The 13,261-nt window shown below is 68.5% G+C and carries 15 protein-coding genes and 1 pseudogene; 8 read left to right on the top strand and 8 right to left on the bottom strand.

Going from position 1 to position 13,261, the window contains the following annotated elements; translation table 11 throughout:
- Nucleotides 1-262: 262 nt before the first annotated feature.
- Together QM634_RS03970 and QM634_RS03975 are read right to left on the bottom strand one after the other, a co-directional pair.
- Entirely contained in the window at nucleotides 263-1,327 is a 1,065-nt protein-coding gene (locus QM634_RS03970) for a CobW family GTP-binding protein (protein WP_415041477.1), read from the bottom strand.
- The gene (locus tag QM634_RS03975) at nucleotides 1,324-2,169 is read right to left on the bottom strand and encodes a rhodanese-related sulfurtransferase (RefSeq protein ID WP_415041478.1); all 846 of its coding nucleotides are present in this window, start codon (nucleotides 2,167-2,169) and stop codon (nucleotides 1,324-1,326) included. The genes QM634_RS03970 and QM634_RS03975 overlap by 4 nt, the downstream gene beginning before the upstream one ends.
- A 27-nt stretch (nucleotides 2,170-2,196) precedes the next feature.
- Here QM634_RS03975 and QM634_RS03980 point away from each other — a divergent pair, with 27 nt between their 5' ends.
- Together QM634_RS03980 and QM634_RS03985 are read left to right on the top strand one after the other, a co-directional pair.
- Nucleotides 2,197-3,003, top strand: coding sequence for a hypothetical protein (locus QM634_RS03980; protein WP_415041479.1), 807 nt, complete (start codon nucleotides 2,197-2,199; stop codon nucleotides 3,001-3,003).
- A 97-nt stretch (nucleotides 3,004-3,100) separates the two neighbouring features.
- Entirely contained in the window at nucleotides 3,101-3,421 is a 321-nt protein-coding gene (locus tag QM634_RS03985; protein WP_415041480.1) for a histone-like nucleoid-structuring protein Lsr2, read from the top strand.
- Here the strand turns inward: QM634_RS03985 and QM634_RS03990 are convergent.
- Nucleotides 3,418-4,215: a Cof-type HAD-IIB family hydrolase gene (locus QM634_RS03990; protein WP_415041481.1), complete on the bottom strand. Its 798-nt coding sequence runs from the start codon at nucleotides 4,213-4,215 to the stop codon at nucleotides 3,418-3,420. The two genes, QM634_RS03985 and QM634_RS03990, sit on opposite strands and share 4 nt — an antisense overlap.
- Before the next feature lie 176 nt (nucleotides 4,216-4,391).
- Here QM634_RS03990 and QM634_RS03995 point away from each other — a divergent pair, with 176 nt between their 5' ends.
- Nucleotides 4,392-5,429: an NAD(P)-dependent alcohol dehydrogenase gene (locus tag QM634_RS03995; RefSeq protein ID WP_415041482.1), complete on the top strand. Its 1,038-nt coding sequence runs from the start codon at nucleotides 4,392-4,394 to the stop codon at nucleotides 5,427-5,429.
- A 2-nt stretch (nucleotides 5,430-5,431) separates the two neighbouring features.
- Here QM634_RS03995 and QM634_RS04000 read toward each other — a convergent pair whose 3' ends face one another.
- Nucleotides 5,432-6,886 (bottom strand): MFS transporter, encoded by a 1,455-nt coding sequence (locus QM634_RS04000; protein WP_415041483.1) that lies wholly within the window; start codon nucleotides 6,884-6,886, stop codon nucleotides 5,432-5,434.
- A gap of 102 nt (nucleotides 6,887-6,988) precedes the next feature.
- Here QM634_RS04000 and QM634_RS04005 point away from each other — a divergent pair, with 102 nt between their 5' ends.
- Together QM634_RS04005 and QM634_RS04010 are read left to right on the top strand one after the other, a co-directional pair.
- Entirely contained in the window at nucleotides 6,989-7,699 is a 711-nt protein-coding gene (locus QM634_RS04005; RefSeq protein WP_415041484.1) for a TetR/AcrR family transcriptional regulator, read from the top strand.
- Nucleotides 7,692-8,189, top strand: coding sequence for a DinB family protein (locus QM634_RS04010; protein WP_415041485.1), 498 nt, complete (start codon nucleotides 7,692-7,694; stop codon nucleotides 8,187-8,189). Before QM634_RS04005 ends, QM634_RS04010 begins: the two co-directional genes overlap by 8 nt.
- A gap of 3 nt (nucleotides 8,190-8,192) precedes the next feature.
- Here QM634_RS04010 and QM634_RS04015 read toward each other — a convergent pair whose 3' ends face one another.
- A complete protein-coding gene (locus tag QM634_RS04015; protein ID WP_415041486.1) occupies nucleotides 8,193-8,645 on the bottom strand; it encodes a MarR family winged helix-turn-helix transcriptional regulator in 453 nt (150 codons plus the stop codon).
- An 80-nt stretch (nucleotides 8,646-8,725) separates the two neighbouring features.
- On the opposite strand from QM634_RS04015, the gene QM634_RS04020 reads away from it, so the two are divergent.
- On the top strand, nucleotides 8,726-9,100 hold the full coding sequence (locus QM634_RS04020) for a cupin domain-containing protein (RefSeq protein ID WP_415041487.1): 375 nt from the start codon (nucleotides 8,726-8,728) through the stop codon (nucleotides 9,098-9,100).
- A 62-nt stretch (nucleotides 9,101-9,162) separates the two neighbouring features.
- On the opposite strand, the pseudogene QM634_RS04025 reads toward QM634_RS04020, so the two are convergent.
- Nucleotides 9,163-10,324: pseudogene (locus tag QM634_RS04025) on the bottom strand (lipase family protein).
- A gap of 200 nt (nucleotides 10,325-10,524) precedes the next feature.
- Here QM634_RS04025 and QM634_RS04030 point away from each other — a divergent pair.
- Entirely contained in the window at nucleotides 10,525-11,082 is a 558-nt protein-coding gene (locus tag QM634_RS04030; protein WP_415041488.1) for an isochorismatase family protein, read from the top strand.
- 74 nt (nucleotides 11,083-11,156) lie between these two features.
- Here the strand turns inward: QM634_RS04030 and QM634_RS04035 are convergent, their stop codons facing one another.
- Both QM634_RS04035 and QM634_RS04040 read right to left on the bottom strand, forming a co-directional pair.
- Nucleotides 11,157-12,032: a class I SAM-dependent methyltransferase gene (locus tag QM634_RS04035; RefSeq protein WP_415041489.1), complete on the bottom strand. Its 876-nt coding sequence runs from the start codon at nucleotides 12,030-12,032 to the stop codon at nucleotides 11,157-11,159.
- 39 nt (nucleotides 12,033-12,071) lie between these two features.
- Nucleotides 12,072-12,578 (bottom strand): DUF1992 domain-containing protein, encoded by a 507-nt coding sequence (locus QM634_RS04040; RefSeq protein ID WP_415041490.1) that lies wholly within the window; start codon nucleotides 12,576-12,578, stop codon nucleotides 12,072-12,074.
- Between the two features lie 73 nt (nucleotides 12,579-12,651).
- On the opposite strand from QM634_RS04040, the gene QM634_RS04045 reads away from it, so the two are divergent.
- The gene (locus QM634_RS04045) at nucleotides 12,652-13,242 is read left to right on the top strand and encodes a TetR/AcrR family transcriptional regulator (RefSeq protein ID WP_415041491.1); all 591 of its coding nucleotides are present in this window, start codon (nucleotides 12,652-12,654) and stop codon (nucleotides 13,240-13,242) included.
- Nucleotides 13,243-13,261: the final 19 nt, after the last annotated feature.

The following is a 13,261-nucleotide window of genomic DNA, read 5'->3' on the forward strand; positions in this document are numbered from 1 at the left end:
GCCGCGGGCGCGGCCGGACGCGGAGCGGCGGGCCGGGGTGCGGCCTGGGCACTCGGCGCCACGGCGATGGATGCCGAAACGGCGGCGAACATCGCCACGGCGGTCAGGGACTTGCGCATGATGGGTCTTCCTCCGGTGTAAACACCACTAGTCACACTAGTAACTTCAGTAACAAGCGAACCATCGGCTGACAGCAGCGGCAAGCCGGGAGCGCATCTGTTAGCAGGATGTGATCTGAGCCGTGACCTTCACCGGCGGGCGATCAGTCCGAATCGTCCGAATCCACCACCCCGGCTGTGGAAGCCGGGTCATAGCGCAGCAGGCTCAGTGCGCCGTATTCGTCGTCGACGACGGGCCCGGTCAGCCCGGCACACGCTGCGTCGACCTGCGCATCGTCCATGTCGACGCCGATCAGCACGACGACGTTGCGCGGTCCGCCGCTGCGACGAGGTGCCCGCTGCGCGCGGACGCGTCCCCCGACCGCGGAGAACTCCAGCGATCCGGTGTAGAAGTCCGAATCCACGTGCGCCCACCCCTTGAGGCGGTAGCAACCGGCCGGCGGTCGTTCCAGCAGTCGGGCGAGGGCGCGGGGGTTGACCGCGTCGTCCGATTCCCAGGTGCGCTGCGCGTACTGCTCGTGCAGGTGGCCGGTGTGATCGTGGTCGTCGGGCTCCTCCTCGGCCCGGAGTAACTCGTCGAGTGTGAGTTGGCGCGGTCCGACGACCGCCGACCGTTCGCGAGGATCGACCAGCAGCGCGGGATCCACCACCGCCTCGGTCGTGACCACGCGCGGCGCGCTGTCGTTGATCTCGTCGAGCGCCGACGTCAACTCCCGCAATCCCTCGGCATCGACGAGGTCGGCCTTGTTGACGACGACCAGGTCGGCATCGCGCGCCTGTCGCAGAGCACCGCCGGGCAGTGCGCCCTCGGCGAAAGCGGCGGCATCGAGCACGTAGACCATTCCGCCGTACGCCGCCGCGGGGTCCGTCAGTGCGACGACGCGCCGGATCAGACTGCGCGGCTCGGCGATGCCGGAGGCCTCGACCAGCACCGCGTCGACCCCGGAGTGCACCAGCGTCGCCACCGAATCCTCGAAGCCGTCCGAGTCGGTGGCGCAGCACAGGCAGCCGTTCCCGAAGCCCACCACGCCGTCGACCTGTCCGGCCACCAGAAGCGCGTCGACGTTGACGGCCCCGAAGTCGTTCACGATGACGCCGAAGCGCACGCCGTCCGCGCGGCGCAGCAGATGATTGAGCAGCGTCGTCTTCCCAGCACCTAGGAACCCGGCCAACACGATGACCGGAACGCCGCGTTCGCCGCTCCTCATGGCAGACAATCGCCGCAAACGACCATCAGGTCGCGTCCATCGGCGTCGGGGAAATTGGCGACGTTGTTGGTCGGCGCACCGCATTTGCCGCATTCGCCGATGACGGCTGCATGGTCGGAGAAGTCCACACTCATCCGACTGTCGAAAACGTAGAGCGATCCCTCCCACAGGCCGTCGTCGCCGAACTGTTCGCCGTAGCGGACGATTCCGCCGTCGATCTGATAGACCTCGGAGAATCCCCGATCGACGAGCAGTGCGCTGAGTACCTCGCAACGCACTCCGCCGGTGCAATAGGTGACGACCGGCCGATTCCGATAGGCGTCGAACTCGCCGTCGTCGACGAGCGTCAACAGGTCGCGCGTCGTCTCCGCAGCGGGGACGACGGCGCTGCGAAATCGTCCGATTCGCCCTTCAATCGCATTGCGCCCGTCCAGGAATACGACGTCGTCACCGCGTTCGGCGACCAACCGGTTGACCGCGGCCGGTTCCAATCGCGTGCCACCGCCGACGACGCCGTGCTCGTCGACGCGCACCCGAGACGGGTCGCCGAAGGTCACGATCTCCGGGCGAACCTTGACCGACAGCTTAGGGAAGTCCGACCCCGTCCCCGCGGACCATTTCACGTCGGCCTCCTTGAAAGCCGGGTACTCGCGGGTGGCCCGGACATACCGTTTCACGTCGGTCAGCTCCCCACCGACCGTGACGTTGATACCGTGGGGCGAGACGATGATCCTTCCCCGCAGATTCGACGCCGACGCGATGGCCTGTTGCCAGAGCCGGATCGCCTCGGGGTCGGCCAGCGGCGCGAACACGTAGAACAGCACGATCTTGGGAGTCGCCACAGCATGCAAGGGTACGGACGATCGCCGATGGCGCGGCGACGGGTGCGCCTCGCCGGCGCCGCGGCGTTCACGCTGATCGCCACCACCGCCGTCGCCTGCCTGGGCGGTTGTTCGATCGTGTCCGATCTGGCGACGCCCGAATCGTCGCGCACGATCGTCATCCCCGGCACCAACGCGCTGACCACGGAATCGTCGGTGGACAGCACCTCGGTCGACCCGTCGGCGCAGGAGGAACGCGATTCGGCGCCCGGCGACTGGGACGACTGGTCCTACGGTCACATCGTCAACGTCGCCCCGCGCGCCGATGCCGAGCGATTCCACCGGGGCGCCAAGACGCAGCGCGATCCACTCACCGATTCCAGCGGCTTCCACTTCAGCACCCCCGACCGCACCGTCCAGTGCTCGACGGGCGCGAACGGAACCGGCACCCTCTCGTGCGTCTCGGACAAGGTCGAGGGCGCACCCGCTCCGCCGCGGGGAACCCCGGCAAGTTGTCAGTGGGACGCGCACATGGCGACGCTGGGCGCCGCCGGCGCGGCCTCCGGCGCCTGCGCCAACCTCTACCCCGTGATGACCCGCTCGACGATCCTGCCGTTCAACCGCACGCTCGCGGCCGGCCGGTTCAAATGCCTCAATTCCGTCGACGGCCTCTTCTGCCTACAGTCGACCGATTCCGGATTCGCGATCACCAAAGACGGCTATCGGGAGATCCGCGCCGACCAGCGCGCGCCGCGGACAATGCGCGGCCCGGCGCCTGACGATGACTCGAGCAGCAATGCACCGGCACCGACGCAAAGCGGCGCCGTCGAGCCGTCCATCACGCCGACGTCGTAGTTTCCTTAACAGCCCGCGTTAAGGAAATGCTGTTATCGTCCCCGTAGTGAAGCGGCACGAGAATACGTGCGGCTTAAATAGGTAATAAGGGGAGAAAATGGCACGCAAAGCGGTTATCCAGGTTTTCGACGACCTCGACGGTGCGCAATTGGACGAGCATGAAACCGTGCGGTTCAGCGTCGACGGCCGGTCGTATGAATTCGACACCTCCCCCCGCAACGCCGCGGCGTTCCGCGAGTCGCTGGCCAAGTACATCGACGCCGCCCGTCCGGTGCGCTCGGGTCGCCGCCACGGCGGTGGCCGCGGGAAGCTCGAGACGCAGAAGATCCGCGATTGGGCCAACAGCAATGGCTACCAGGTGAGCGACCGGGGCCGGATCCCCGGCCACATCGTCGAGGCGTACGACGCCGCCAACTAGGCGTCGAGGATCTCTCGCAGGGCGACGATGACGCCCTGTTCAGCATTGCTGGGGATGCGTCGCCCCGCCTGTGCCGCGATTGCCGGGTGCGCGTTCGCGACCGCGAACGAGTGCCCGGCCGCGGCCAGCATCTCGACGTCGTTGAGGTAGTCGCCGAAGGCCGCGGTCTGCTCAGCACTGACACCGAGTGCGGCCTGGAGCGCCCGTACGCCGTGGCCCTTGTTCGCGCTGCGGTCCATGACGTCGATCCAGTGGGCGCCGGACACGACCACCTGCTGATCGACGTCGGCGAAATAGCGCTCGGCGGCCGTCGCGGCATCGTCGAAGTCGAAGATCGCCAACTTCAGCACGTCGCGGCAGTGCTCGGCCAGATCCTCAACGCAATCCAGCTGCACGTAGTACCGCGCGCATTCGGCGACGAACGGGTCGTCGGTGCGCTCGACGACCGCTCCCCCGGCGCGGCACACGACCACCCCCAGGTTCGCGCCGTCGGCGGTCGCTGTGCGGACCGCCTCGACGACGCCGAGCGCGGCCTCGTCGGGCAGCGTCGTCGTGGAGAGGACCTTGCCGGCCCGCCACACCAGCGTGCCGTTCTCGGCGATGTAAGACAGGTCTGGGCCGCCGCGTTCGGCGAAAAGCCGCTGCAGCGTCGCGAGTTGGCGCCCCGACGCGGGCACGAAGGCGATGCCGCGCCGGTTCATCTCCGCCAACAGCGGCCAGAAGTCGTCGGGCACGCTCCCGTCGTCGAGCAGCAGTGTCCCGTCCATGTCCGAGACGACGAGGCGGATGTCCACGCACTCACCGTACTGACCGCCGATTTCCCGTTGCCGCGCGCGCTGTTGTCGAGGGGGTGAACTCCGGCACCCCAACCGGGGAACATCGCGCGGACGGACACCTCGCCGATCCTCGCGACGGCGGGAGCGGACCTATCGTCGAAGGTGCATACATCCGCGCCATCGAAGGAGTCGCCATGCGCGCCGTCAAGCTCAGCAGCCCGGGAACGGTCACCCTCGAGGAGGTGCCTGTCCCCGAACCCGGGCCCGGCGAGATCCGGGTCAAGGTCGCCGGTGCGGGTCTGTGCCACTCGGATCTGCACGTCATCGAGATGGGCGAGGACTGGCCGAAGTTCGACCTCACCCTCGGCCATGAGGGAGCGGGCGTGGTCGACGCCCTCGGCCCTGCGGTGAGCGAGCACAAGGTCGGCGATCCGGTCCTGGTGAACCTGGTGTGGAGCTGCGGCAACTGTCGCGCCTGCGTCGAGGGCCGCGACAACGCCTGCGAGGTCACCGGTGGCCGCGACAGCTTCCCGGCAGCGCCGGGTCTGACCACCGACGGCGCGATGGCCGAGTACATGATCGTCCCCGCCCGCCACGCCCTGCCGCTCGGCGACATCGACCCGGTCGGCGCCGGTCCGCTCACCGACGCTGCGCTGACGCCGATGCACGCGATCAACACCACGCGCCACCGCCTGACGCCGAACGCCACCGTGGTGCTGACCGGGATCGGCGGCCTCGGACACTCGGCACTGCAGATCCTCAAGCACATCTGTGGGTCGCGCATCATCGCCGTCGACACCGATCCGGCCAAGCTCGAGCTCGCGACCAAGCTCGGCGCCGACGTCGTTCTGACGTCGGGTCCGGACACGGCCGAGAAGATCCTCGCCGAGACCAACGGCTACGGCGTCGACGTCTTCCTGGATATGGTCGGCGTCCAGCCGACCGTCGACCTCGCCGCGGCCGTCATCGCCCCCGAGGGCCTCGTGCGGCTCGTCGGACTCGGTGGTGGACAGTTCCCCGAGGCCGCGGCCATCGACCCGCGCATCCCCTGGGGCGTCGACGTCCAGCGTCCGTACGGCGGCACGCGCGCTGACCTGCTCGAGGTGTTGGCGATGGCCAACCAGGGCAAGATCCACGTCGAGTACACGACCTACCCGCTCGAGGACTTCCAGAAGGCCATCGACGATCTCACCGGCGGCAAACTGGTCGGGCGCGCGATCCTCGTCCCGTAGCGCTAGGCGTGCTCGTCCGTCTCCCGCGAGTCGGTGAGGGTGAGGGCGCCCCAGCAGGCGATCAGGCCGACGATCACCGCGAGGATCGCGTAGGTGATCCGTTCGCCGTGGAAGTACTGGTCGACGAGCTGGGTGCTCCACTTGCCCGTCGGCAGGACGGCGGTGACGAGCGCCGCGATGAAGGTGCCGACCACCGCTGTGCCGACGCTGCTGCCGACCTCCTGCGCGGTGTCGTTGAGCGCCGCGCCGACCGACGTGCGGTTCTCGGGCATCGCGCCCACGAGGGCGACGGCGCAGATGGTCATCACGGTGCGCAGCCCCAGGGTGAGCATCACCAGGAACACCGCGATCCACACGTAGCCGTGCTCGACGCCCCACGCCAGCCCGGCCAGCGCGCCGGCGAGCAGCCCGGCGCCGATCAGCGTCGCGATGCGGTGGCCGAGTCGTTTGGCGAGCATCTCCGAGATCGGGGTGCCGACGATCATGGTCAGGATCATCGGGAGGTTCGCCAGGCCAGCCTTCATCGGACTCCAGCCGTAGGCGTACTGGAAGTGCAGGATCAGTCCGAACATGACGCCGGCCATCGCAATCGACGTGCCGACCTGCGCGATTGCGGCGCCGCGCACCGTGCCGTTGCCGAACACGCCGAGATCCAGCATCGGCTCCGGAGTGCGCCGCTCGTGCCAGACGAAGGCGGTGGCGGCGACGAGGGCGCCGAGGATCGAACCGATGGTGACCATCGAGCCCCAGCCGTTCTCCACGCCGGAGGTCAGCGTGTAGCACGCCAGGCCGATCGCGAGGACGCTCAACGCGGCGCCGGGCAGGTCCAGCTTGTCGTCGGTGAGCCCGTCGGGGTCGTCGGCGGGAACGCCGAGTCGCACGCCGATCCACGCGATGAGGGCGATCGGGGCGTTGACCAGGACGAGCCACTCCCATCCGACGTGTGCCAGGGCGGTACCGCCGAGCACGGGGCCGAGGATGAAGCCGCTCATGCCGACGACAATCATCAGCGTCATCGCACGCATCCGCAGGGCATCGTCGTCGAACAGGCGGAAGACCAGCGAGTTGGTGATCGGGGCCATCATCGCGGCGGCGACGCCGAGGACCGCGCGCAGTGCGATCAGCTCGCCGGGTGAGTGGACGGCCAGCACACCGATGCTGATCAGGCCGAACGCCGCCAGCCCCCAGAGCAGCACGCGGCGCCGCCCGAGGCGGTCGGCCGCCGATCCGGCGGTGAGCAACAGGCCGCCGAAGGTCAGCGAGTAGGCGCCGGTGACCCACTGCAGGTCGGTGGTGCCCGCACCCAGGTCGCGGCCGATCGTCGGGAGCGCAATGGTGAGCAGCGTGTTGTCGACCATCTCGACGAAGAACGCCAGGCACAGCGCGAACAACGGGATCCAGGCCGCGCGCAGCGACGGGTAGCCACGCGCCGGCGACGTCGTATCCGGGGTCGTCATGGGACACCTCCAAGTATCGAACAGTGTTCGGTTATCGAACGACGTTCGCTAGAATAGAACGGCGTTCGATACAATGCAAGGCGACGACGACAAGGAGCGATCGTGACCACACGGGACCAGGCGCCGCGCAAGGGTCGACGGCGCGCTTCGCACTCGATGGACGCGGTGCTGTCCGAGGCCGTCGCCCTCCTCGACGAGCAGGGCGAACAAGGACTCACCTTCCGCGCCTTGGCCGCGCGGCTCGGCGGGGGTGTCGCCTCCATCTACTGGTACGTCTCCAGCAAGGAAGAACTCCTGGACAAGGCCACCGACCACGTCCTGCAGGGCGTGGTGGACAAGGCCCGTGGGTTCAACGGCGCGGACGACCCGATCGACGACATCCGCTCGATCGCCCAAGCATTGTTCGACGCCGTCGTCGACCGCCCGTGGCTCGGCACCCTGCTCATGCGCGACACCGATGCGCACACGTCGGGTATGCAGATCTACGAACTCATCGGCCAACAGATCATGCGCCTGGACCTCACTCCCCGCGAGGCATTCGGCGCCGTGTCCGCCGTGACCAGCTTCGTCATCGGCACGGCCACCGACCTTGGCCAGACACCCCCGGCCGAGCTCATCGAGGGGCGGACCAATCGCAACGAGTTCCTCAGCGAGGCCGCCGACGGTTGGCGCGCCCTCGACCCCGCGCAGTACCCGTTCATGCATTTCATCGTCGACGAATTCGACGGCCACGACGACACCGAGCAGTTCAAGGCCGGCCTCAAGTTGATCCTGGAGGGTCTGCGCCTGCAGGCCGGACGAGCCGGTGCGTGACGACGCGGAGCGCGCCGATGTGCTCGCCTCCCTGCGCCGCGCCCGAGCACACCTGCGTCAGACGACCGACGGCCTCTCGACCGAGGAGGCGACCCGTCGCACGACCGTGAGCGACTTGACCCTGGCGGGTCTGATCAAGCACGTCGCCTTCGTCGAGCGATCCTGGGCGGCCTTCGCCGTCGGCGGCATCGACGCCTCACGCACGGTGGCCCGTGGCATGGCCGACGGCGATGATTTCCGGCTCGCCTCCGAGGAGACGCTGGCAAGCCTGCTCGACGGCTACGCGACAGCCGCCGCGCACACCGACCGGCTGGTGGCCACGCTCGATTCCCTCGAGGCGAGCCACCCCTTCCCCAGTCGGCGGGGAGGCCCTGAGGTCGCGTGGTCGGCTCGACGCGCGTTCCTCCACATCGCCACCGAGACCGCCCAGCACGCCGGCCATGCCGATCTCATCCGCGAGTCGCTCGACGGCACCACCTTCTCGGGCTGAGCCCTACGACCAGAAGGACAGGTCGACCGCGCTGCGACCGTCGGCCACGCCGGCGAGTGCCCGCAGCGTCGCGTCGACCGCGCCGTCGCCGACCCTCCCCCGCCACGCGGCGACCTCGCGGCGGAACCCGTCGGCCGACAGCCGGAGCATCTCGCGGCCGCGCGGCGTCGGAGTGAGGAGGCGCTCGCGCCGATCGGTCGGACTCGGCCCACGGGTGATGAAGCCCAGGTCTTCGAGCGCCGCCGCCTGCTTGGCCGCGGCCTGCTTGGACACGCCCAACCGCGCCGCGAGCTCGACGCCGCTACAGCCCTCCCCGACGGCCTGCATGGCGAATCCGTGCGTCGCGCGGACACCCGGGAAGCCCTCGTTCGCCAGGTCCGCGTGCACAGCGTCGACGAGCCGCCGGAAGGCGGAGATCAGCAGGAACGGCATCACGGCGTCGTCGGTCACTGGCATGGGGCGATCCTATCCCGTTGCGGTCAATCTAGTTGACCATATATAGTCAATCATGTTGACCAATTATCCGAGGAGATCCGATGACCCACCTGACCACCGCGAACGCCCGCAGCTTCGACCTGCACGGCGTCACCTTCCACTCCTTCGCCGCCTCCCACAGCGGCGCGACCCGCATGGCCGCTTGGCGCGCCGACTTCCCGCCGCACACCCCGGGCACCGCCCACTCGATGACCGACGAAGAGGTCTTGCACGTCCTCGACGGTCGCCTCGACGTCGAAGTCGACGACGAGCGCTTCACCGTCGAACCGGGCGACGCCGTCCTCGTTCCGACGGGGGCCAGGTTCCGCGTCAGCAACAACTCCGACCAGCCGGCGCGGGCGTGGGTCGCGACGCCGCTGGGCATGAACGCGGTCATGGGCGACGGGCAACACGTCGCCCCTCCGTGGGCGCAGTAGGGCTCGAGCGCCCCACCGTGGGCGGGTCGGAGCCTCGATCGCTCCCCCGTCGGCGCAGCGGCTCAGCGCTCCAGAGCTTCGCGCATCCACCGCAACACGGCGGGCATGGCGTAGCCGGCGGCGATCATGTGGTCGCCGGGGAGCGGCAGGTAGTCCACGTCGGCCCCCTTGGCGCGCCAGGTGTCGGCGAGTTCGAGGACGCCGGCCTCGGGAATGAACTGGTCGCCGACCAGCCGCGACCGTGAGCCGTGGTAGAGCAGGACCGGCATCGTCGGCGCGACACCGCCCGGCTTGTTGGCTGCGATCACCGCTCGGGCCGTGTCCGACTCGAACGGCTCGGCGATGGCGGCGAACGCATTCAGGTCCAGCCGCGCGACCCCCGACGCGGCCAGCGGGATCTGCGGGAGATCCTTGATGCGGGTGACCATGTAGAAGGCGAAGTCGCCGAACAACTCGGTCATCTCCGGGTACTCGCGCGCCTGGCCGATCGTCGCCGCGGCGAGCAGCCCCGATCCCAGCGCCTTGTTCATGGTGTTCTGCAGCAGTGAGTAGTCAGTCGGCGTCCCGCCGGCTGCGGCACCGTTGAAGCGCAGTTCCGGCGCATAGGACGGTTGTTCCTGCGCGGCCCACACCGTCGCGATGGCGCCGCCGCTGTAGCCGTCCATCACCATCGGCGAATCATCCAGCTCCGGCGCGACGGATTGCATGCCGCGCACCGAGTCGAGGACCGCGTGGGCGGCCATGGTCCCCGGCCGAGTACGACATCCGCGGCCCCTCGTGATCGGGGATCAGGACCGCGTAGCCGCGGCGCAGTAACAGCGGCAGCAGCGGCGGGGCGTCGACGTACGTGCCGCGGCGGAGCCGATAGCTGGGCGCCGCCTTGAGGCCGAGCGAATTGATCGGCTGGTTGCGCACCACCACCGGGCGCGGCCCGCCGCCGGACCACGGGCGCTTCGGTTCGAGGAGCGTGGCGGTCACCGGTACCGCGTCGCCCGCGGTGTCGGTCGAGCGCACCATGAACCGCCGCACGGTGGCACTCGGTCGTGGGATCCGCGGAGACACCGTCTCGACGCGCACGACTTCGCCGTTCGCACGCCCGGACAGGTCACCGGGATCGTCGTAGAAGCCAGGTCCCGGCAGCGGCGTCGGAAGGATCGCCGCTCGACGGTCGGCGCGCTGGTCGTCGGTCAGCCGCCCGGCCGCCCACACGTTCAGGCGGCGCATCGTCGAACTCACGTCAATATTGAATCCGAACCCCCGCCACGGAGTTCTGCTTTTGGTTGATTCCCGAGTCTGGACCCACGGCGCCTATCGAGGTGGCAAGAAGGAAGATGGTGAAGCAGCTTGATGCAGGCCAGCCATCGCAGGGTGCGTCAGGTTAGGGATGGTCTCGGCCTTCCCGACCCCACTCTCAGGGAGAACACATGCCACTGACCACACTCGACACCGTTCCTGCGCTCGTCCTCGTCGATCTTCAGAAGGGGATCCTCGCGTCCGGGCACCCCGGTGTCCCCACCCTCCTGGACAAGGCCGTGACCCTCGCGCACGCATTCCGCGAACACGCCCTACCGGTCGCCCTCGTCAACGTCACCGGCGGCGCGCCGGGACGTACGGACGCTGCACACGCCCGGCGGGCCGCACGAGAGCGCCCCCACGACTGGGCCGAACTCGCCCCGGACCTCGGCACACACCCCGACGACATCCTCATCACCAAGCGCACCTGGGGCGCGTTCCACGACACCGGCCTCGACGAGAGACTCCGCGCACGCGGTGTCACCCAACTCGTCATCGGCGGTGTCGCGACCAGCATGGGGGTCGAGTCGACCGCACGAGCCGCGCACGAGCACGGCTACCACGTCGTCCTGCCCACCGACCTAATGCTCGACCCCGACCAGGCAAGCCACGAACACAGCATCGGCCACATCTTCCCCAAGCTCGGCGAAACAACCACCACCGCCGAGCTCCTGAGAAACCTCCACTGAAGTAGTCCTGAAGCAGCGACTTCTAGACCCCCGGCGAGCGTTGCGCATGTTGGAGACGGTGTTGGTAGGGACACCTAGGTACGTGCCCGCAGGATGCGGCTCGGGGCGATCGCATCGGGCGTGGTCGTGGCGAACTCGGTCGTGCCGAGATAGCCGTCGACGAGGTCGGCCGCAGATCGGTCGTCGATCTGTGTGAAGCCGAGTGCGTGCAATCGCCCGGCGATCTCGTCGGGGGTGAAGAGGCTGAACCAGGGCTCGCCGGCCGCCGCCACGCGCGTCGCCCGCTGCGCGAGCCGCTCGCGTTCTGCGCCGGTGGTCGGCGGGGTCAGATAGTCGAAGACCACGTCGGCGGGCCGGGCCTGTTCCGCGATGAAGCCGAGCGTCACGTCGGCCGCCTCCGCAGTGAGGTAGTAGACGACGCCGAGCCAGACGAACACCGCCGGTTCCGTTCGGCTGAAGCCCGCCGCGCGGAGACGGTCGGCCAGGTCGTCGGTCTCGAAGTCGACCGGCACCAACGCAGCGGTGGCCGGGATGTCGATTCCCGCGGCGGCCAAGCGCTCGCGCTTCCAGGCTTGCGACGCGGGGTGATCGACCTCGAAGACCCGCAGGCCGGCGTGCGGGTTCCGGTAGGCGAAGGTGTCCAGCCCGGCGCCCAACACCACCGCCTGCCGGGTGCCAGACGCATACCCGTCGGCGATCACGTCTTCGGCGAAGCGCGATCGCGCCGCGAAGAACAGGCGACGAGGCCGGATCGCCGGATCCTCCACGGTGCCGGGCTCGGGAGCTCCGGCGGCAAGTTCGTCGGCGGGCGTGCCGACGAGTTTGATCGCGAGCGGGTCGTCGAGGATCAGCGGACGGTCGACGATTTGGTGCTGCGCCCGCGCCTGCGCGGTCACGAGTGCCGTGCGACTGGGTCCCCCGTTGTCGAGCCCGGCACTGTCCTCGGTCATCGTGCCGACGCTACTCCGGAGCGCGTCGGTTGAAGAAGCTCAGCGCCTTCGACCTGGCCAGCGCCATCGGCGGGCCGGCTTCGCAGCAGTCGTCGGTTCGGATGGCCGTCGCGAGGCTCGTCGCGCAGTCCACGCGGCAACGGTTGCATCGATATCGCGCTGGGCCGTGATCAGCGGCGGCCCACCGACCACCTGATAGCGAGCCTCCACCACGCGTCGGTTGAAATCTGCCAACTCCTGTCGCACAGCACGCTCGGTTCTCAGCTCATCGAGCCTGGCGTCCAGTTCGGCGTCGTCCTTGCGGAGTTGAATGGCCGGCGGAAGCACCACGAGGCCTTCTCGTTTCAGGTAGCGCTTCAGCCACCAGTCGGGATCGTCGTGGTCGGTCAGATCGAGGGGCTTCCCGCTTCCCGGCAGATCGTCGAGGTCTCCTCGCTCGACGGCCTTTCGGATCTGCCGCTCGGCCATGAGCGCGATGACGACTTCCGCGTCGAGGACGACAGCGCTGGTGTTGTGAAACGGATTGCGTGGTTGCGATTCAGTCATTGCGAAACACCACGCTTCCATCGTTTTAAGTCAATTGTATTGTAACCTGTACTACGAGTCGAAGGGAGTCGAGGTGCCCAAGCAGGTCGACCATCCCGAGCGTCGTGCGATGATCGCGCTCGCACTGTGGCGAGTCGTCGATCGTCAAGGTTGGTCGGCGGCAACGATGCGGACGGTGGCACAAGAGGCGAACGTCTCACTGGGGCAGTTGCAGCACTACTTCCGCACCCGACAGGAGATGCTGACGTTCGCGATGTCGTACGCCGCCGAGCAGACCGCCGACCGTGTTGCGCGTCGCTTGGACGCGCGCGCCGATTCGCCTCACGACATCCTGCGAACCGCGGTCACCGAACTGCTTCCGCTCCAGCCCGAATCACGGGCCACCAGTCGGCTAAACGCGGCTTTCGTGCTTGAAGCGCTTCACGACAGCGCACTCCGGCAGCAAGCCGGCCAAGGCCTCCGTGACGGGCGCGCGCAAGTGGCGGAACTCATCCGTGCGTCGATATCAGCAGGGTTGATCTCCTCGGACCGCGACCCCGACGTCGAGACTGATCGGGTGATCGCACTGACCGGGCTCGCACCGCTCATCGAACTCGACGTGATCACCCCGGAGGCGGCGTTGGCCGCGGTCGACCGACATCTGGATGATCTGTTCACGCCGTGATGTGATGCGCTCGGGCCCG

Origin of the sequence: Gordonia sp. (in: high G+C Gram-positive bacteria), from assembly GCF_047606305.1 — a bacterium.
In the GTDB taxonomy this organism is placed as follows: domain Bacteria; phylum Actinomycetota; class Actinomycetes; order Mycobacteriales; family Mycobacteriaceae; genus Gordonia.